At 40.2% G+C, this 22,866-nt stretch carries 8 protein-coding genes; all 8 read right to left on the minus strand.

Translation table 11 applies throughout. The features are described 5' to 3' along the window. Positions 1-385: 385 nt before the first annotated feature. On the minus strand, positions 386-14,965 hold the full coding sequence (locus V7O62_RS06230) for a DUF2341 domain-containing protein (RefSeq protein ID WP_406658140.1): 14,580 nt from the start codon (positions 14,963-14,965) through the stop codon (positions 386-388). A 545-nt stretch (positions 14,966-15,510) separates the two neighbouring features. Beyond that, positions 15,511-16,452 carry an N-acetyl-gamma-glutamyl-phosphate reductase gene (gene argC, locus V7O62_RS06235; protein ID WP_406658141.1) on the minus strand — a complete coding sequence of 314 codons (942 nt, stop codon included), beginning with the start codon at positions 16,450-16,452 and terminating at the stop codon, positions 15,511-15,513. Positions 16,453-16,490: 38 nt separating this feature from the next. After that, positions 16,491-17,675 (minus strand): bifunctional ornithine acetyltransferase/N-acetylglutamate synthase, encoded by a 1,185-nt coding sequence (gene argJ / locus V7O62_RS06240; RefSeq protein WP_406658142.1) that lies wholly within the window; start codon positions 17,673-17,675, stop codon positions 16,491-16,493. A gap of 11 nt (positions 17,676-17,686) precedes the next feature. Then, positions 17,687-18,151, minus strand: a complete 465-nt coding sequence (locus V7O62_RS06245) for a CBS domain-containing protein (RefSeq protein WP_406658143.1) — start codon at positions 18,149-18,151, stop codon at positions 17,687-17,689. 110 nt (positions 18,152-18,261) lie between these two features. After that, positions 18,262-19,611 carry a DUF1566 domain-containing protein gene (locus tag V7O62_RS06250; protein WP_406658144.1) on the minus strand — a complete coding sequence of 450 codons (1,350 nt, stop codon included), beginning with the start codon at positions 19,609-19,611 and terminating at the stop codon, positions 18,262-18,264. Between the two features lie 152 nt (positions 19,612-19,763). Beyond that, on the minus strand, positions 19,764-20,945 hold the full coding sequence (gene arsB / locus V7O62_RS06255) for an ACR3 family arsenite efflux transporter (protein WP_406658145.1): 1,182 nt from the start codon (positions 20,943-20,945) through the stop codon (positions 19,764-19,766). 599 nt (positions 20,946-21,544) lie between these two features. After that, positions 21,545-22,168 (minus strand): GNAT family N-acetyltransferase, encoded by a 624-nt coding sequence (locus V7O62_RS06260; protein WP_406658146.1) that lies wholly within the window; start codon positions 22,166-22,168, stop codon positions 21,545-21,547. Positions 22,169-22,311: 143 nt separating this feature from the next. Beyond that, entirely contained in the window at positions 22,312-22,860 is a 549-nt protein-coding gene (locus V7O62_RS06265; RefSeq protein WP_406658147.1) for a ferredoxin domain-containing protein, read from the minus strand. Positions 22,861-22,866 lie beyond the last annotated feature (6 nt).

Raw genomic sequence — 22,866 nt, forward strand, 5'->3', positions numbered from 1 at the left:
AATCTACCCAAAAACAAAACCGCCCTCACAAAAGACCAGTCGTCTCATCAATGTCAAACATGATGTTCATATTCTGTATAGCCGCCCCTGAGGCACCTTTACCCAGATTGTCCAGACGGGAAATAACCTGTATCTGCTCTTTGTTGCCGTAAATATAGAGATAAAGATAGTTGGTATCATTGCTCCCTGCACGTCAAAGGCATTATCTACCAGATCCTCGGCCTCATCTACCATATAGACAAAGGTTATGGTTCAGAAAACACACATTCACTGACAAAAGAACAACTAGAGATGGTAGCTATGAAATCCTTTGGAGCAAAGAAAAAGAAAAAATGTAGAAGAAAATTGAAAATTAAATTTCCAACTTTTTTCTTAAAAGCAGTACCTAATATATTGTATTAACAGTGCTGGACCCTATACTGTAATATCTTTCTGATGTTCCATCATTAAATCTGAATTTATACGAACCTGAAAGTAATTCCATACCATTGGTGAACACTTGCCAGCCTCCTGAATAATAATGGATGCATGTATCAGAATCTGAAATTATTTTTCCGGTGAAAAACACTACATTTGGATTAGTTCCTATATCCTGATACTTCTCGTTAGAACCATGGGCATAACTCATTCTGAACTTGTAATTGTTAGGTAACAATTCCACGTGAGAACTACCATTAACAAGAGCTCCGAGATCGTACCAGCTACCGGAATAATATTGAGCAGAACCATTGTCAAGCAAATTACCGTTACTATCTCTTAATTCAACGGTTGTATCAACTGTAGAGAAAACAACAGTGGAATTAGTTCCTACATTTTGATACTTTTCGTTAGAACCATGGGCATAGCTCATTCTGAACTTGTAATTGTTAGGTAACAATTCCACGTGAGAACTACCATTAACAAGAGCTCCGAGATCGTACCAACTACCGGAATAGTATTGCACAGAACCATTGTCAAGCAAACTACCGTTACTATCCCTTAATTCAACGGTTGTATCAACTGTAGAGAAAACAACAGTGGAATTAGTTCCTACATCCTGATACTTCTCGTTAGAACCATGGGCATAGCTCATTCTGAACTTGTAATTGTTAGGTAACAATTCCACGTGAGAACTACCATTAACAAGAGCTCCGAGATCGTACCATTTACCGGAATAATATTGAGCAGAACCATTGTCAAGCAAACTACCGTTACTATCCCTTAATTCAACGGTTGTATCAACTGTAGAGAAAACAACAGTGGAATTAGTTCCTACATCCTGATACTTCTCGTTAGAACCATGGGCATAGCTCATCCTGAACTTGTAATTGTTAGGTAACAATTCGATGTGAGAACTACCATTAACAAGAGCTCCGAGATCGTACCAGCTACCGGAATAATATTGAGCAGAACCATTGTCAAGCAAACTACCGTTACTATCCCTTAATTCAATGGTTGCATCGACAGTAGAGAAAACAACAGTGGAATTGATTCCTACATTCTGATACTTCTCGTTAGAACCATAGGCATAGCTCATTCTGAACTTGTAATTGTTAGGTAACAATTCCACGTGAGAACTACCATTAACAAGAGCTCCGAGATCGTACCAGCTACCGGAATAATATTGAGCAGAACCATTGTCAAGCAAATTACCGTTACTATCTCTTAATTCAACGGTTGTATCAACTGTAGAGAAAACAACGGTGGAATTGATTCCTACATTCTGATACTTTTCGTTAGAACCATGGGCATAGCTCATTCTGAACTTGTAATTGTTAGGTAACAATTCCACGTGAGAACTACCATTAACAAGAGCTCCGAGATCGTACCAGCTACCGGAATAATATTGAGCAGAACCATTGTCAAGCAAATTACCGTTACTATCTCTTAATTCAACAGTTGTATCAACTGTAGAGAAAACAACGGTGGAATTAGTTCCTACATTCTGATACTTCTCGTTAGAACCATGGGCATAGCTCATTCTGAACTTGTAATTGTTAGGTAACAATTCGATGTGAGAACTACCATTAACAAGAGCTCCGAGATCGTACCAGCTACCGGAATAATATTGAGCAGAACCATTGTCAAGCAAATTACCGTTACTATCCCTTAATTCAATGGTTGCATCGACAGTAGAGAAAACAACAGTGGAATTAGTTCCTACATCCTGATACTTCTCGTTAGAACCATGGGCATAACTCATCCTGAACTTGTAATTATTAGGTAACAATTCCACGTGAGAACTACCATTAACAAGAGATCCAAGGTCATACCAGTTACCGGAATAATATTGAGCAGAACCATTGTCAAGCAAACTACCGTTACTATCCCTTAATTCAATGGTTGCATCGACAGTAGAGAAAACAACAGTGGAATTGATTCCTACATTCTGATACTTCTCGTTAGAACCATAGGCATAGCTCATTCTGAACTTGTAATTTCCAACTGGTAGTTTTTTGCTTACTTCACCATGCTCATCAGTAGTTCCAAAATCTTGCCAGCCTCCATCATAATATTTGACGATTCCTTCTGTGAGAGGTAATCCTGAACTATCCTGCAAATTTACGGTTACCGTTCTTTCATTGCTCGATGTAACTATTACTTCCAGAGTATCAGTTCCGGTTCCACCATCATCATCAGTTACAATTAGAGTAACATTATAGACTCCATCATCCACATAAACATGTTCTGGAGTCAGTGTATCTGAAGAATTGCTACCGTCACCGAAATCCCACTCAATTGTATGGGTATCGGCAGTGCCGTTATCGCTATAGTTTCCGAAGAATGAAACAATATCGCCTTCATCAACAATCACATCGGAGCCAATATCAACAACTGGAGCAACGTTGTTAACAGTTACTTCCAGAGTATCAGTTCCAATTCCTCCATCATCATCGGTTACAGTCAAAGTAACGTTGTATACACCATTATCGGCATAAACATGGGTTGGAACAAGAGTATCAGTTGCATTAGAACCGTCGCCGAAGTCCCACACAAAGGTGTGAGTATCGGCAGTACCAGTATCACTGTAGTTTCCGAAGAACGAAACAACATCGCCTTCATCAACAATCACATCGGAGCCGATATCAATAACTGGAGCAACGTTGCTGACAGTTATTTCCAGAGCGTCAGTATCGATCCCTCCATCATCATCGGTTACGGTCAAAGTAACGTTGTATACACCATTGTCAGCATAAACATGGGTTGGAGCAAGTGTACCAGATACGTTAGAACCGTCGCCGAAGTCCCAGGTCCAGTTATTGGCACCTGTGGAAAGATCCGTGAACTGTACAGATAGCGGTTCAAGCCCTGAAGTTATATTGGCGGAAAAATTGGCTTGCAAGTCGGCCCGTTCAAACTGTACACTGTAATTCCCATCAAAACCTCCATTACAGTAGTCCAGCAGGAATATTTTACCATCTGACAACCAGCTATTCTGCGCAGGAATCTCACTATCATCTAAGGTCCGCACAACTTTTTCAATCGGGACTTCATTATTAAACGGATCATCGATTGAAGCTACCATCCATTCATTGGCATGTGTTTCCATACTGAGATCCAGACTTGCACTTGAAGAATCATTTCCAACAAGCGTATAGTTCGCATTTTTAACTGATCTGGAAATACCGCTGGACGAATCAATTAGTGTATACTGCTCTTCATTAAGCTTGCTTGCCATAATGTAGTCATAAGTCTCCTCCATTCCATCCACCGGGCTTTGGATAATATGCGTATTAATTTCCCGTATCAGGGATGTTGCCACACCACCAAGTTCTTCAGCATGGGTATATTCTCCTGTGAACTCGGTAAATTCTCCATCAAGAGTTGTGACCATATCCCATGTAGCAATCTTACTTTCTCCCGGGAGGATATCACCAAAGTCAATTGTCAGAGAATTGCTTCGTGGTTCACCCTGCAATTGGCTTTCGATTATCTTGAAATCGATCAGAAGACCTGAGAGATCTTCATAGATCAAAGGTTGTGATGATTCGATAGAAAAATGATTTGCCGGTCCATAACCATCGTTTGTAGCCACTACCATTAGTTTGAAAGGTTCATTGCCTTCTACATTAGCGGGAATGCAATAATCAAGAACCATTTCAGGGCAAGGCAGGACGGTGAACTCAAAACTTTCCATTTCCATTTCATATATCTCTCCATTGATACTATAGGAGATCGTTGTTGAAATTGTATAGCTCTCTCCTTCAGGATCAGTTCCGCCGGTACCCGTATTAGGTATTATTAACCATTCTGCACTTGCAGGTGAAGAAGGGGGAAGTACCCCTGATCCATCTATGGCATCTATACCACTCAATTCAGGAGTATTGGTGAAAAACATATCATTAACTAAAGTTCCATTCTGTCGAATATTCAGATCAAAACTGACATTCTCCCATTCATCATTGAACCCTTTATTAAAGACTTCTACATCATACTGGAAGGCTTCCCTCTCCATAAATACTAGTTGAGGTATTGTGATCTTTACCTTCACATGCACCGTTTCATTAATTATAGAAAATGGTTCTTCAATGAGCAATTCAGGTGGAATATTAATCCATTCGATATCATCAGGTGGTATATATGGTGTTCCAGAATAATCTAATGAACTGCCTCCATCATTACCTCCATAATATTCACGATCTTCAATAAGTGAAATAAAGGCGTGTGGAATACCTCCGAAAGCATAGATCATCTCCTTTACTGCATAACTAATATGTTCAACTGTGAATTTATCATTGGAGGAGTTACCAGTAGGACGAGATTCGGTAACTTTACAAATAGGAATATAAGCTCTTTCCGTATAATAGTACATAGGAATCCAATTATTCACGTCATCTTGTGAAACATTAGTATCTACTTTCCCATAAGAAAACCCAAGAATACCAAACTCTACTGCTGGCAAAGATAGAAAATTATCTATATCTATATTAAGAATCTCGGTTATGCGAGTGGATATTGTCACTTCAGTGAGATTTAAAGTAGCAGTAGAGTTTGGTTTTATTACGTAAGGTTCGAATTCACCGGCCCAACCACTACCGCCATCAGGCATTCCGTGTTTCAGAATTGTTTCTATACTGTAGTCTAAAGACGCACCAATTGCAGGGCTTAAGATTATATTTTTATCTGTCTCCAGATTCTGTGCAGTCACTACTTTTTCGTGCAATTCATATGTTACAGGTAAATGGCTCTCTGGATTTAAAGTGTCACTAACAGAATGTAGCCAGAGATACTGAGGATTAATTTTTAAATTAACGTCATCAATAATCTTAACATATACAGGAACTTGTGTTCCAACACAAGTTGCCACTTTTTTATCATTTACATAGTGAACATAATTACTCGTTATGTCAAAATGTCCTTTTAATCTTTCAGACTTTATATCAGACTCGTTAATTTTGATTTTAAAAGGAATCTCGACACTGCTTCTTGCTTTAAGATTGTCGATATTGTTCACCAGAGGTTCAATTATCACTCCTTCATAGGAGACTGCAGATACTGAAACATCATAAGCAGATATAAGCCCATAATTTGAAAGTTTGAAATTATCGGATATTTCATCGCCTGGTTCCAGACTGTAAACTAAATTCGGCGGAGATGCAACGATTATAGGCACCGGAACATCTGTTTCAAACGTGCCATTCAAGATTACCTGGTACGTATCATCAATATCTATAGGAGTAATTGTTGAGTGGTAGTTCCCAAGTTTCATCATAAGATTGATATCGATCTCGTCTGGTACCGGAGACGGTTCAACCTCTAAATATCCTCTTTGAGGAAGAGTGTTTGTTCCATCAGATGATATGTCGTAGAAATATTTTCCAACCTTAAGGTTCGTGAACAGGGCATTACCTGAAGAATTCGTGCTACCATAATAGTCGTCATAGGTCTCTCTGTTGAGAAGCATGATTTCTGCACCCGGGATCTGCCTTCCAATACTGTCGGATACATTGAAATTTACACTTCCTGAAGGAAGGTTTGTGACATACAGAGCAAGACCGATCTGCACATCATCATGGTTGTCACTGACTACACGGACTGTGTCGGTGTAAGTTCCCAGATCAACATTGTAGGAATTCAGGTTGATATCAAAGGAGAATTCATCACCGGGTAGAATATCTCCTAAGTGCGTGTCAGTAGTTATTGTGAACCACTGGCTTCCTGAATGTTCTAAAGTTACGTTCTGCAAGTTGCCGTAACCAGCATTATACAGGGTCACTGTTTTTGTTGTCGTCTGGTTTTTGTTAAGGCCAACTTCAATATTTCCAGGTTGACACTTTAAAACCGGAGTATCGGAAAACAGATTCACGGTCAGGTTTGCTGTGCATTCTGTTTGGTTATTGAACATACGAAGATCAAATGTTGTATTTTCAGTAACCAGTGAACCTGCTTGTACATTTAACAGGATAGGTATACTTTCATCAGGAGCAAGTTCGGATGGAATCGATCCGTTTACTACGAGGGTCACATTATCTGCAGGGTCGGTATCTGTTATATTAAAAGATAAACCGGTCAATGTTGTGTCGCCCAGGTTGCTTAGCTCCAACTGGATACTATGTGTGGAATTTTCACACATGTCTATTGTAGATGAGACAGGTCTGATGCGAAGACCATGAATTACGAAATCCGTATCTGCTGATCTTCCAATCCCATTGTTAACGACATAAGCGTTGAGCAGATAAGTACCGGCTTCATTGCTTAAGGGTTCGAAAGCATAGGTGAAATCACCAGATTCATTGGTGGTAACAGTGTATGAACGCTGGAAACCATCAACATCCAAAAGTAAGCTGACTGAAGTGTTTACCATTGGAGTTCCATCCAAGTATTCAGCAGAACCGTAAATTCCAACAGTTTCTGCACGATTATGGGATTTGCTATCAACGTCTACATTGACATTAAAATCATCTGAAATGCCAATCTGCATACTTGCATTTTCTATGTGGCTGTTCCCATCGTCACCTGTTATTATTGCAGTGTAGACACCCTGGCCAATTGAACCGGAATTAACAGTATACCCAAATTCATGTGAATTAGAATCATATTGCATGAAAACCGGACCGAATGCAGATGTAGAATTGTTATACGGATATAACTCCAGGCTCATGTTCAGATCATCTAAAGTAAGATATTGTGAGACATTGTCTGCTGAGAATGCAATTGCTGTGAAGTTAATATCCTGACCTGTTACGTAAGCGCTGGATTCAGCATAGGACTGGATTATGTACGGACCTGTTTTAAAGAGTATAGTAGTTTCATTTATGACCAGAGTGCTATTATAAACAGTTGCAGTTGCAAGCCATACACCATCCGGATCATTTTCTTCTACATAATATTGACCACTTAGATTACCATTTACATTTGAAAGGAAAACGTGTTCAGAAGCATCTTCAGGTCCTTCCAATTTCACATATCCCGAAAAACCATCTAGATCGAATTTGGTGGTATTGTCTCTTGCTTCAAGTATGAAATCTATACTTTCTCCAGCCTGAATCAGACTGTATTCACTTGGTTCAAGGAAATTAACAGAGATGTTTGAACTGGTAGTACCATTGGGTAAAGGCGCGTTTATAACTACTATTTCCATAGTCTGATTGTCAGTGGATCCTGCATTGTCATCTACACCGAATTCGATGTAATATGTTCCCGCATCCCCAAGGTTTGTATCCCACGTACCAGTACCATCAGATGAATTAAAGTTGGGAAATAGGTCAGTTCTGTTACAACTAAAAGTAAATGTATCGTCGTCTATGTCTGATGCATTAGCATCTATTGAGATTGACTCGGTTTCAGTCACCGTTATACTAGTTGGAACATCAGTTATAGTGACCGGATTGTTTGAAGCCGAAACGTTGTAAATGATAACGTAACTGTCAGTTGAACCATAGCCATCAGATACAGTGAACTCCACCGGATAGATACCTACTGCTGATTTGAAAGTACCTGTACCGGTTGAAGTGTTGAAGTCAGAAATGAGGTCAGTCCGATTACATCCATAGGTTATTGTATCATAGTCTGGTGATTCCGCAATCGCAAAGAAGTCGTCAGCAGTCATGGTACCACCGATTGCCTTCAAGGTAACAGTGTGCATTCCGTTCAAATTAGAAACATTCTTGTTGATAACACGGTTTGACCAATCGTCATGGAACCTAGCATATGTTGAACCATCCAACTGGAAGTAAGCGCCTTCTCCTGGACTCCAACAATCACTATAGACATGTCTCATTGAGAGAATGCTAACATCCGTAAGGTTAAGTGTCTGTGAAGCCCATACCATATCATAACCAACTGATGAGATCTTTATGCAGTAATCGGGACTTCTTGAAACTGCTGACATGGTACCTATGCCACCCTTTGTCCAACCTACAGTAGTCCCAGATGCAACAGTAGCATCATCAAATCTGTTCTCACCCGGATAATCATCGTTATCAGAGTCAGCGTAGGTTATAGCTACCGAAACATTCTCTAAATCAGTAATGTTTACCCAATTTTCGAAGTTTGTAATGCTGATATCGTGGTTTGGCATTGTAGCCATTCCACCAAGATATGTCTCAGACAATATTTCGTAGGTGCTATTGTAGCTGTAAATGGTGATATTTGATGTACTATGTGGCTTTGCAACCTGTGAATCCATTGTAGCTTCATATAAGAAGTACGGCGTAGCAGTGTCATTATACCATGTATCATCAACATTTACGTAGTATAAGTCTGCACCAGTTACGGGTGTCCATGTCCAATTCACATTGAATATTCCTGTTGTGTAATCGAGATTTGTTGGAGTATCAGGCGGTAACACAACTGTATATGTCACATTTTCAGTATCAATTCCACCATTTCCATCATCTACAGTGAATTTTACGACATATTCTCCAAGTGCACTAGTAGTCCATGTACCTGTACCATCACTTGTGCTGAAATCTGTGAACAGGTCAGTCCTGTTACAACCGTAAATGAGAGAAACATCATCATCATCAGTTGCATTGACATCGACAGTGATGGTTTGACCAATAAGATAAGCACCGTCTCCGATTACATCCATCACCGGTGCTAAGTTGCTCATTCCCTCACTTCTGACACCATCCGAGAGATAACCACCTGCACTTACTGCATAGATTGTTATCGTTGAAGCATTGTGAAAGCCCACAACATCAGTATATGATGTATTTGTGTTATTCTGCACAAGAATACCGCTATCGTATACTTCATAGTGGCCTGTTGCTATTCCAGTATTGTTAACCCAATTATGTGTCACAGAAGTCATGTCAGCGGTGACATCAAGAAGCACGGGTTTTGGCGGATAAGTTGCAGGACCATTATCAACAGACTGAATATTCAATGAATCGGACCACGATGATAGTCCAAGGTCTTTTACAGGTATTGGAATCTGATAATCTATTAAGGATACATCAGAAGCAACATCAACTTGGTAGTAAGATCCCATATCTGTGACTGTGACATCAGGTCCGAGGTGTGAACTTTGCTTGATTGAGATTTCATCAATCCAAGTAGCTGCATAGTGTGTATTAGCAATATCATCACCCATCACAAGGTATGTGTCATCAAATGACTCGTAGCTGTCGCTGAATGCCAGATTGGCATCAGCATATAGATAGAAGTTGTCCTCATCGAACACTATTTCCAGTTTATCCCAACCACTCTTTGAAGTAGTTGCAACGTGGTATGAACCATCCCAATAATAGACATGATTTTTCTTTGAAGTACCACTTCTGACACCCCAATATAGAGGCTGTCCATCAATTATCATTTTGATGTAACTTTCTTGAGCTGTCCAATAGGTTGAACTCCACATCCATGCGGTTATTATTGGTATTTGTGGTAATGTTAGTCCATTCTTAAGTTGAACATAATCTTTGCCACCAGATCCGGCATTGTTCATGTATGCTCTACTTGAAATATAATGCGTGGTACTTGTCTGCATACCATGATTTTCCCAAACAGATGTATCAATTGAACTAGGACAATCATCATAAATTGCCATTACAGAATCTCCACCTCTACTATATCCGCTAGTCTTTTCGATATAATAGGTATTATTGATACCATTTGTAACATTGTCCATTACATAGACATTTCCACTAGCGTAGTCGATGTCAATATAGTAGTTTTCCTGTGTTAATGACAAGTTATTAGTTACATTTACTGACATTATTGAAGAGTTACTTCCACCATAACCATCACTGACAGTAAACTCTACATCATAAGTCCCAGATTCAATGAACGGAGAAATAGACCATGAACCTTCACCACTTGAAGTGTTAAAGTCACTGAACAAATCAGTCCTGTTGCATCCGAATGTAAGGGTATCTGAATCCAAGTCAGTTGCATTGACATCTATATTAATAGTGTCCTCGATAGTTACGGAATTACTTGTAGGAACGTCACTTATTATAGGAACATTGTCCTCAAGCACATGATAACTAAAAGCACCTTCTGATAACGTGTTGTAGGTAGCATTGTAAGCAAATACCTCAATTGTTGAGTTGCCATGTGCTGAAATTGAAGTATCATCAATGGTTGTGCTTACAGTACCGTTATGCCATCCGTCTGATAAACTGACATTATAAGAATCTGCACCATCGACATCATTCCAATCCCATCGCATGAAAGTATTCATGCCAGTTGCTACCAGACCAGAAGGGGCCGCAAGTCCTTCTGCCATGATGTAGGTTGGCTCATTTAACGTATATTTTCGTATAATAACATCGTCATATCGGACACGATTATACGCTGTATGCAAGTTGGCATACTGACCAAGTCGGAGAGATGTTATAGAAGAATCAAGAATGTTGTAGGAATGGTGGAGCCAGTCCTTGCTTGGAGGAGCTGCCTGATATTTAAATACTTCATTTATCTGTATAGAAGTTTTCCGATAAGTTGCGTCAGTGTGCGATGTCCTAGAATCACATTCAACAATATAATCTCCAGCGGGAATCAATAGGTCTTTTCTTGCCCAAGTATAGTACCAGCCTGCCCAATCACCTACCTGATAAACATATGTCTCCATGACATTGGTGTAGTCACCAGTATCATCCAAAATCACCTTTATATATTGAGCTGTATTGAATGAACCTGTCTTTTCAAGAGACCAGCCTCCGGTATTACCAACTGCAGTATTCTCAAAATCATCAAAGAACTCAAAGACAGTACTACCATTAGATTTTGAACTCACTGTGGAATTACCATAGTGCAATTTAACAGTAGAACCATCAAGTCCATCAATCACAGGTATCTTTACCCAGACCTTGGCAGAACTGCCATCTATCTTTTCCTCAATCCAATAAGGAAGCAGCGTACCATTCTCATCAATGAACCTGAGATCATCGAAATCAGGTTGCATCTCAGCTTCATAGTCTATATCAAAGCTCATCTGGTAATCGGTTAAGGTTCCATCAGTTGAAGGAGATATGGTGATAGTTTTATTGTTGCTGAAAATGGAAGGTAAAGTATTCTCTGGAACTTGATCTTCAATTGAGTATATGGGTTCATTGGGAGCATGCTGGCGAACCATGACATAATCCCATTTCTGGGTGTTCCATATGTATTGGTCTGATGAACGCAAGAAATAGATATAAGAATCATATTCTATGAGATTATGCTTTACATTTTCTGCAACCATTACATCATCCACATATAATGTCACGTTTTCTTTATCCATTATAAGATTGAATTTGTGTGAACCGGGATTATGTGAGATATAATATATTGGAGTGGAGGAGCCATCAACATATGAATCTACATCAATAGCTGTACCTTCACTTCCATATCCATCCTGTGGTTGGCGTATAGATATACCATTATCCGGCGTGTAATGGCCAGTGCTTTCTTTGTGAGGCATAGTTGTATCATTTGAAAGGATAAAACCTGATTTCCACCATGCACCCTCTCCACTTGATACGACCTGATCTGCAGAGAATTCAATCTCTAACGGAGTATTTTCATAATTAAAAGAGACTTGAGTCTTTGCGTATGCCTCTGTCTTCACACTATATGAGGGACCCCGAACACTTACCTTTAATTTTCCATTTTCAGTGACAACATCGCAATTACCTCCATTTGGAGTGTGATAGACAGTAGTCCATTTATCTGTATCAAGAGAGGAAGAAAAATCATCAAAGAACTTAAATACTGCATCTCCATCAGATTCCGACTCTACAGTAGAATTTCCATAGTACATTTTCAAAGTTGCACCATTTGTTCCATCGATCACAGGCACCTTTACCCAGACCTTTACAGAACTCGAATCATTCTTGTCCTCGATCCAGTAAGGAAGCAAAGTTTCGTTTTCATCAGTGAACCTTAGATCATCGAAATCGAGTTGCATTCCAGTTTCATAACCGATATCAAAACTCATCTGGTAATCAGTTAAGGTTCCATCAGTTGAAGGAGAGATAATGATGGTTTTGTTGTTAGTAAAATCTGATTCTGAGATACTTGAATTGGTAGTACCATTAGGTGAAGATGCTAATTCATAAGTGTGAGATATTGTATTGATAGCATCCTGTCTTGACAATACATTCAAAACATGATATGAATGCCATCCTATACCAGATTTCTCAAGCTTAATATATCGCCATGAATTATCAACACTATACCACGGCGTGACAGTGCTTCTGTAGTCAGCTCCAGGCCATGAAGCTAAAGTTGTCCATGTAGAGCCATCATTTGAAACTTTTATGTATTGAGTTGATGCTGCAGTACCAAATGCCGTACGCAGCTTGTACATGTACACAGGTTCTCCAAAGTCCCTGACTATATAGGTAGAATAATCATTTTTGTAATAAGCAGAAGTTGATGTGCTGTTGTCAAGTATGTTATTAATAGTCCCCACTTCCGGAGTTCTACTGGCAGTTATTGTACCTCCAGTATCCAGCCCTTCAATGAGATCGAAAACAGAGAGAATATCACTGACTGCCTCTTCATCCTCTGCGCGCTCATAGATTATCGTATTACCATTATTCAAATCAAGTTTGAGAGTGACTATGGAACTATCAGTTTCATCACGATACTGAGGAATCTCTTGAGTGAAGTTCGAGTCGTAGTAGTAATGTAGATATTCATATCCTGTTGCATAATCAGGTAAATTCCTGTCATCTAGCGTATACTGGAAATCTGTTAACTCTCCATCAGAACCTGAATTGGAGATGACAATAGTTCTAGCAGAACCTGAAGTATCAACAATATCTGATATTGAATACTCAGGTTCATTCTCGGTACATTTTCTGACATATACCCAATCAGTCCAAACTTTGGAATCATGATCATAAATAGTATCCAGCCTGGTACTAATTCCAACATTCAACGGAGCTGCTGTAACATTTTCAACAACAGAATATACATTTCCATTTTCAATAGATGTAGAAACATTCGAACCGGAATTCCACTGTATATACCATTTATGGTACTCACCTTCAATTCCTTCAATGTCAGGCCATTGATTTGTTTTTGATGAGCCGTTATTTATTGATCGTGTATAGTATCTGCCAGTTCTGTAATGATATAGGGATGACATGTTGGAGAGCGTAGGGTCCATAAATCCGATATGACTACAGCCATATGCCAAATTGTCTAAACGAGAATCAAAAACAACCTCATATGGAGTAGAGGAATCAAATACTTGTGTAGAGAAAACTTCAACCGGGTTATTCAAATACAAAATACTATTTGACACGGAGAAAGATCCACCACTCTGAAGATTTACAAACCACTTAGATGCATTCAGTGAGGTACCATCAAAATCATCGAAGAACTCGAAAACATCTTCTCCGTTTTCAGCAGATGAAACTGTTGAGTTACCGTAATACATCCTGATAGTTGCACCATTTGTTCCATCGATCACAGGAACCTTTACCCAGACCTTTGCAGAGGTGGAATCGGTCTTTTCCTCAATCCAGTATGGAAGAAGAACTCCATTCTCATCAGTGAGCCGAAGATCATCGAAATCAGACTGCATTTCAGGTTCATAACTAATAGCGAAGCTCATCTGATAATCTGTCAAGGTTCCATCAGAGGATGGAGAGATAGTGATGATTTTGTTGCTAGTGAAATCAGATTCAGAAATCATTACAGACTGAGAGCTATCCATTTTAACAATGTATAGACTTTCTTCAGTTGAACTAATGTTCAAATCTGCAGATGGTATAGGTACCTGATAGTCATTTAGTGTTTCAGTTGCATTATTGGTTATGGTTACCTTATACCAAGTTCCCATGTCTTCAACCAGTACAGTTGGCTCAATTGATGCATATTTTCTTATTACGATATCATCAAAAGCTGCACGGGTAGTACCTGTATAAAGACTGTCAAAATGATTTCCTATTTTTATGACATTGCAACTATCGTTGAAGCTAAATGAGATATTATACCACTGGTCGCAAGTACCTGATGAACCCACACAAGGATTATCATTGTACAGCAATGCATCATCTATCCATACTTCTGCATGGCATTTACCAAAATAGTCTTTATAGCCGGGATTTAGCCTTGATTCAAAGATATAATTATTTTGAGGAATGGTGATATTTTGTTTGAATCTAACATAACAATCCACCCATCCAGAATTATCCTTAACTCCAGTTGTTTCAAGTACTCTCGAACCAAAGTCATAACTATTTCTGCTGGAAACTGCTTTTATTGAGATTCCACCATTGTATCCGTTGTAAGAATCTATACTCCAGTCTCCAGGATCATTTGTACCTTCTGTGTATGATTGCGCATTTTCAAAGAAATCAAAGACATCATCACCATTTGGTGCATAACCGTTCTCCTTCTGAACAGCATAGACCTCTGTTTCAGAAGGCGCTAACTCATCAACCTTCATAAAGGTCCTGTCGTCACTGTCAACACCTTCAATCCAGTAAGATAAAGTAGCATTCACTTGTGGTTCCTCTGAACCACCACTCTCATTAAAAGCTATGAAATAATCATCGTTGTTGCCAGTATCAGCAGAAACAGATTGTATTAGAAATAACATCAAAAAAATCGTGAGAAATATACTTTTTATCACATTTTCATTTTTCACATTATCACCTTGTATATAATGTTGCATAAATTGTTTTCAATATTTTTAATATGATTATCCTAAGACCTTGCTTGCGAAATTGTGTAGCAAACACTACCAAACAATTTTATCAGGTTGGGTTACCTTCTTTACCTTGATTATTTTTGAAAAGTAGTCACAAAAACATTAAATTGACATTTTTTTGCTTTGATTTAGTGTAATTCATTAGTTTGCACCATTAATTGAGAGCTTACATCAATCTCTTTAAATAGTATACGGAAAGGAAGCATTAGTTAATAAATTTTTTTAATTGATGATGCATTATAATAATACTACTACTTTCAAAATCGCAAGTGTGATTTCATATTGAGTCTTTCCAAAATTAAGTATCCAATTCACAAAATATTTTATAAAAAAAGAGAGTTATGACTGAAACAAAGTTAATATGAAAAACATGTAAAAGACAAATAAGCTAAAGTGATGATTTTGCAATCATCATCAAGATACAAAAATTACTCTCACAAAAGACCCGTCGTCTCATCCATACCAAGCATGATGTTCATATTCTGTATAGCTGCACCTGATGCACCTTTACCAAGATTGTCCAGACGGGAAATCACCTGTATCTGTTCGTCATTACCGAAAATGTAGAGATCCAGATAGTTGGTATCATTGCTTCCCTGCACGTCAAAGGCATTGTCCACTAGATCCTCTGTATCATCCACTGCATGAACACGGATGAAAATTGAATCCCCATAGTATTTCTGGTAGAGACCATACAGATCCTGTTTTTCCACAGTTTTTTCCAGATCCTTTACGGACAGAGGCAATGTGACAGCCAGTCCCCTCGGGAAATTGGAAACCACAGGCATGAGAATGGGTCTGAAATTAAGGCCGGAATGAACCATTATCTCAGGCACATGTTTGTGAGTCAGTCCCAGAGCATACTGCCTTGGAGCTTTGTAAGCCTGCTCTTCTGTAGTCTCATAGGTTTGGATCATTTTCTTCCCGCCACCGGTATAGCCAGTGATGGAGAACAATGGAGTGACCGTTTCTCTGGAGATGATGCCTTCCTGAACCAGTGGATACAGAGCAACAATTGAAGCTGTTGCATGGCAGCCGGGATTAGAAACCCTGCTTGCTCCGGCCACCTTATTCCTATGAGAGGCGGAGAGTTCAGGCAAACCATAAGCCCATGAATCATTCAAGCGGTTCGCTGTAGATGCATCGATGATCTTTGTGTTTGGATTTGTGACGAGGCTCACAGTATCTTCTACCACTTCATCCGGCAGGCAGAGGAATACAAGATCGGCCTCGTTGAGTAACTTAGTTCTTAATTCCCTGTCATGACGCTTTTCATAGGGAATTTCCAGAATCTCAACTTCCGGATGATCTGCCAGGCGTTCATTTACCAACAAGCCTGTGGTTCCATGTTGTCCGTCCACGTATATCTTATACATTGCTTTCCTCAAATATCAGACGAATTATAAAAAGGTAATCAAGTCGTATACTCGGCATTGATCCTGACATAATCGTATGTCAGATCACACCCCCAGGCAGTTGCACTCTCATGTCCCATGCCAAGGTCAGTTATTATGATAATTTCATCCTGTGACATGATGGATTTCAGATGAGACAGGGTCTCCTTGTCATTCTTGACAACCTCGCCGTCCTTTACAAGCTCAGCGACCTCGGTACCTGCCGAGAAAGAAAGGGATATCTTTGTCTGGTCCATACCGGCACCTGAATAGCCTGCTGCCACCACAACACGTCCCCAGTTGGGGTCCTCGCCGAATATGGCGGATTTTACCAGCGGGGAGCGGACTATTGCCTTGGCTACAAGACAGGCATCCTCTTCTGTCGCTGCACCTGTTACCTTGGATTCAATCAATCTGGTGGCGCCTTCACCGTCGGCTGCTATCATCTTGGCAAGCTCGGTAAGTACAAGGTCAAGACCTGCCTGAAGGTCAGGTAGTTCAGGAGTAATACCTGACTGGCCTGTAGCTGTCACCAGCACCATATCATTGGTGCTTGTGTCACCGTCCACTACTATCATATTGAAGCTCTTGTCAACAGCAACTGTAAGACACGACTGCAATACATCCGGGTGAACCTTAGCATCCGTGTACACGAAGGCAAGCATAGTACCCATATTCGGCTCGATCATGCCTGCACCCTTGGCAATACCTCCGATGCGAATGCCGGATTCCATCTCGATAGCAACTTCCTTAGGGACAGTGTCAGTAGTCATAATGGCACGGGATGCCCTCATACTGGCATCAGCATCCTCGTCCAGGGAAGCCAGAACCTCGTCCAGATGATCACTGATCCAGCCAGTATCAAGCTTGTGTCCAACAACACCCGTGGAAGCCACACCTATCAAGTTCTCGTCAACACCCATTTTTGATGCAAGTGCAGATGCCATCATCCTAGCATCGGCAATACCCTGCTCACCTGTAAAAGCATTTGCATTGCCACTATTAACAATTATTCCGGCAAGCCTGCCGGTATCTGTGATATGTTCCCTAGTAACCACCAGCGGAGCTGCAATTACCTTGTTTCTGGTGTACACTCCGGCAGCATTTCCTTCTGCCTGCATTATCGCCAGTCCCATCTTCCCGGGTTTGATGCCACTTGCACGCACACCCTTTACCGCACAGATACCGCCTTCAATGAAATTCATATAACCTCTTTTCACAATTTGCCAAGTCCGCGGATGATGTCACCACGGGTAACAATTCCTATCAGTTTATCGTCTTCAACAACAGGAAGCCTGTTAATCTTATGCCTTGTGATAATCTCGGAAGCTTTTTCAATAGAATCCTCCGGGGAGATAGTGTATACATTCTTTTTCATAATCTCTTCTACAGGCTTTGAACCAATGTCATCGAGCATTCGCTTTGTATCTTCCCAGTTAATAAGCTCCCGGATAGGAACCTCGATAACCTCAAAGGGACTCGGGAGCCAGAGCCCGGTATGCTCAGGTACCTCAAGCAACTTGAGAAGGTCACCCTCGGACACAATCCCGACAACCCTGTCATTTTCCACAACAGGAAGTCCGCTTATGTTGTTCTGCTTGAGCATTCGTGCAACATCCCCGATAGTATCCTCAGGGTTGCATACTACGACATCCGGATTCATCACATCTTTAACTTCCATGGATATACCTATTTCTTAATTCTATTTCAGCATTGCCAATAGCTGCTGTCACACACCTGTTAACACATATCCTTCATCATCGACACAGTTTCATTCTCAAACAAAAGTAATTAACCACGTACAGGACGTACACAATTATAAATTCTTATCGCGTCACCCTGCGGAGCATCATTACCAAAATCATCAGGATCACCTGATTTAGGATCACTCCTCTGGGAACCTGCACCATGAACATCCATCCAGTTTCCGTGCATGTAGCCTATTCCCCTTCCAAACGAAACATAAACGGCACTCGAGCCCATGTCATTGGATCTTGCATGTGTAGTACCGGTCCAGTAGAAACCATAGTCATCCTCACCCATTTCGTTCACGATTTCCGTACTTTCAAATACAGGATCAATTGCAGGTGAACCTGTTGTGTCAGGGGAACGTGTGTAATCCACAATGCTCTGCAATTCCTTTGCATTTGGCAAACGCCAGTCGTCATAACCTGAGTACTCCAGGCTCTCTGCAAAATCCAGGGCCTCCTCCCAGTTCAATGAACCATCATCATTTGTATAACCTGACAGCATTCCAGCAAACTCATCACTTCCACTGTCATACTTTACCCACATCAATCCGGTAGCCTTGTCTGTGATAGTACCATCATCGTTATCCACAAACAGGTTGGTTCCGTATGCTTCATTTCCTCTTACAAGTCTCAGATAGTATCTTCCCTCATCTACCTTCAAAGGCCCGCCATCCTGAGGATAGCCTTTAATCCTTCCGTCAGCAAGGTTGAGTCCGAAGAAAGCATCGTCATTATTCATTACCGTAGAAACATATTCAGTGCTGGTAATATACTGGGCATCAATTATCCTTCCGGTTTCAGGGTACTCGAAATCAAAGTAACCAGTATCAATAAAGGGAGTAAGCCCGGAAGCAGAGTTTGCTGTAGGATTGGGATCAGTTCCTCGAAAATCCATTAAGGAATATAATTCCTTTATCGCGGGAACTCTCCAGTCGTCATATCCACCTGTTTTTGCTGCAGCAGCATAATCCTCTGCATCACTGAAATCCGACCTTGTGATCTCTTTTTGCCACATCAAACCGGTACTCTGGTCAGTGATAGTCCCATCGTCATTATCCACAAAACCAGGTTTTGTGCCATCATACTGAGCATCCTGGCCATAAAATACGTCACCTTGGGATGGAGATTTGATTACGTTTCCATTGTCATTATAGTACTTGTCCTGCATCGTATCTGTAACGACATATTGCCCGGGTTCTGAAACTTCCATTTCCGAATCCCTATTAACAGTCTTGTCTTCTGAGATACCAGGATTCTCGACTTCTTCTCCCGATGCTTCATCAGGATTTCCAGATGGTGGAGACATGTTTTCGGGTCCGGTACATCCTGTAACAAACGTGGCCATGAGGAGGATACATATAGAACAAATGAGCTTTTTTTTCGTAAACATAGCTATTCTCCTGACACTATCAGTAGATAGCTACTATTTATTTTAAAAGTTTTACTTTCAGATACATCTTTATTCTAATAAAAATTCTAATAAAAAAAGTACAGGAATTTGCAGAAGCCTGGGAAAAGACGTGCGAAAAAGAAAAGGAATGGTCAACTAAACCATCCTCTTGTCCTCAGACAGAACCTCACGAGCATTAGCATTACAGGAACCTCAATAAGCACACCTACAACAGTTGCCAGTGCAGCTCCTGATGACAATCCGAAGAGCATCGTCGCAGTTGCTATCGCAACCTCAAAGTGATTTGAAGCCCCGATCATCGCCGAAGGTGCTGCATCTTCATAAGTCAGTTTCAGGAACTTTGCAAGCACATATCCAAGCAGGAATATAAACACTGTCTGTATGAAAAGCGGCACTGCTATCCATAGGATTGTCAGTGGCTGCGCAAGTATTGTCTCACCCTTGAAACTGAAGAGCAGTATAAGTGTAACAAGAAGCGCTACTATCGTAACCGGTGTCAGCAGAGGGACAAAATTCGTGTTAAACCATTCTTCACCCTTTGTACGGATAATCAGTCTCCTGGAAGCGTAACCCGCAGCCAGAGGAAGTGCCACATATATTCCGATCGACAGTGCTAGCGCCTCCCACGGTACGGGAAGCATCCCTATACCAAGCAGGAAACCACCCAGAGGACCGTAGAGAAACAGCATTGTCAGGGAATTGATTGCAACCATCACGAGAGTATGGCAGTCATTTCCGCGAGCCAGGTATCCCCATACCAGTACCATCGCAGTACAGGGAGCGATTCCCAGCAGTATGCAGCCTGCAAGATAGCTTCTCCATAGAGGAATCTCCAGCATCTTTATGCCGTTCTCCAGTACAACCGTACCTTCACCATAAGTCGCACCTACGGGAAGATCAAGCCCGAAAGGCATCTTTACAAGATCTGTTGCTTCCGGGCCAATGAAGCCTATGAAAACAGTACCCAAAAAGAAAAAGGATATCAAGTACATGCTAAAAGGTTTGATTGCCCAGTTGATGAATAGCGTAAGCCCCACAGGCTTCAGGTTCTGTCCGGCTTTGAGCACTTCCCCAAAATCGATCTTAACCATAATTGGATACATCATGAAAAACAGGCAGATAGCTATGGGAATAGAGACTACAGGTGCTCCGTCAACATATATTGCCAAACTGTCAAGATAAAGTGCCAGATCCGGTGCAAATCTTCCAAGCAGGATTCCAGCAATAATACAAAGAAAAACCCATAATGGAAGATATTTTTCAAAAAAGGCAAGACCTTGTGGCTGTTTTACGATGCATGCTTTTGTTACCATTGGATTATTCTCCGCTTATCTGATACTTGGAACTCCTGATAATACCGGGATGGGATTCAATTATAAACCATACGTAGCAGTTGTTTCAAATATATTTGAAATACGGAGTTACTAATATATAAAAATTATGCATTGTGAAAATTAAAAGTGGCTTTACTAAAGCTCGCAAAACCATACAGCCTAAGTTCTGTAAAAATAGATTGAAAAGTACAATATAGTCGTATTTATTCAGTTAAGTGAAGAAAACGGAAAATGTGTTTTTTCAAAAAAGTGTAAACTTTATAACCGATTAGTATATCCAAAGCTAAAGCAGCTACAAATATTAAATCCAGATTTTGAATGATTTTCTCCATAAATATCAACTAACATATTATTATCAAATATATAAATATGTTTTTAAAAATATATATTATCTCTTCGATGACAATAGTGCTGAAACTCAATGGATATTTGTCAAAGATGCTTACCCTCACTACAAGAAGATGTTCCATTGAAGCTTAGGAAGCATCAATATCAGAAATAAAAAACCAAAAGCTACTAAATTGTGTATTTTTCCTATTGTAAGGGAAAAGTATCATAAACAGGATTTTGAAATAAACTCAATGTTTGACCATATATAACCAGCTACCCTCGTTAACTAACAACTTTGATATCATGCTGTTCTTGGATTTCTCAAGCACGAAGCCCAAACTCTCGTATAGATCAATTGCTCTTTTATTGCTCGAAGCCACAGAAAGAGAATATTTGTTCAGGCCAGGAGTACTCTCTACGAATCTGCTTCCAAAATTAATGAGTTTTGTACCTATTCCCAACCCACGGGATTCGGAACTAACAGCGATATGCTCTATATAGCATTCATCATCGCTGATTTCTTCATAGCTTAACACGAACAGTCCCAGAAATAGTTTGATTACTTTAAAAAATCCATATTTCTGACATAATTGGACAAAACTCAAATTACTATGACTTTTGACCCGATTCTGCTTCTTCCACTTTAATAGCATTACACCAAGAATTTCATCATTAGCTTCAGCTACCCAATATCCTTCAAAGGTTCTGTTCCCGACAATACCGGAGTCTTTAAAGAACTCAATCATCGTTTCTTTCGGTAGATTTGCCAGTGAGTAGAATTTATCCATAAAAGAATCAACAAGAATGCTGGCAACTGCTCCATAGTCATTTTCCCTGAATAGCCTGATAGTGACATTCGGTAGCTTATCCATGCTCAGTATCCTGGCAGTTTGTATAGAAATAAGAATTCAACTTTTTATATATTAATAATCTGTCTTCCAGTTTGTGAAAAAGATTGAACTTAATATTAATCAAACAAATCAGCAATTATTTTCAATATATGCAAGAAGACCGCCTATTTTACAGACGGTCTGTCAAAGAAGATGTTCTTACCCTTGACACTCAGCGGAAGTCCCATAGCAACATCCGCATCCACAATATCAAAATAGCATGCTGCTGCTCCTGCCGTATATAGAACCCTGTTATCCACACACAGATCCTTTGCCTTTGCAGCCGCACACCCCACTGCAATTCCAAGGTCCATGTATTTGATCATACAATGAGGACCGGTAAATTCTTTTTTAACCTTCCTGGTTTCAAGCATTTCCTTGCAGGTCCCAAAGCCGCAAGCTCCACAGTCAAGACCACTTGCACCTGATGACTTCAAACCGATGAGGACTATTGCATCAGCATCCCTGACGTTCTTTGCATCCCGAATCAGGAATTTCAAACCCTTGATCTCACTTAACTCTTCCATTTTATTTGTAAGCTCGGCCTTTTCGGAATCATCCGGTATAAAGGTCACGATATCATCGATTCCTTTGCCTTTTGGTGCGGTTCTTGCAGCAACAAGAATGATCTTTGCAAGCGATTCGATAATCTCTGTCTCAGGATTCATTTTCATGAAGAA

The sequence above is a fragment of the Methanolobus sp. ZRKC2 genome (genome assembly GCF_045291185.1).
Classification (GTDB): domain Archaea; phylum Halobacteriota; class Methanosarcinia; order Methanosarcinales; family Methanosarcinaceae; genus Methanolobus.

Bases quoted from the DNA above. Each gene is read 5' to 3' on its own strand.
- V7O62_RS06245 (WP_406658143.1), bottom strand. From the start codon at position 18,151: ATGGAAGTTAAAGATGTGATGAATCCGGATGTCGTAGTATGCAACCCT.
- argJ (WP_406658142.1), bottom strand. From the start codon at position 17,675: ATGAATTTCATTGAAGGCGGTATCTGTGCGGTAAAGGGTGTGCGTGCA.
- arsB (WP_406658145.1), bottom strand. From the start codon at position 20,945: ATGGTAACAAAAGCATGCATCGTAAAACAGCCACAAGGTCTTGCCTTT.
- V7O62_RS06265 (WP_406658147.1), bottom strand. From the start codon at position 22,860: ATGAAAATGAATCCTGAGACAGAGATTATCGAATCGCTTGCAAAGATC.
- V7O62_RS06230 (WP_406658140.1), bottom strand. From the start codon at position 14,965: ATGTTATTTCTAATACAATCTGTTTCTGCTGATACTGGCAACAACGAT.
- argC (WP_406658141.1), bottom strand. From the start codon at position 16,452: ATGTATAAGATATACGTGGACGGACAACATGGAACCACAGGCTTGTTG.
- V7O62_RS06250 (WP_406658144.1), bottom strand. From the start codon at position 19,611: ATGTTTACGAAAAAAAAGCTCATTTGTTCTATATGTATCCTCCTCATG.
- V7O62_RS06260 (WP_406658146.1), bottom strand. From the start codon at position 22,168: ATGGATAAGCTACCGAATGTCACTATCAGGCTATTCAGGGAAAATGAC.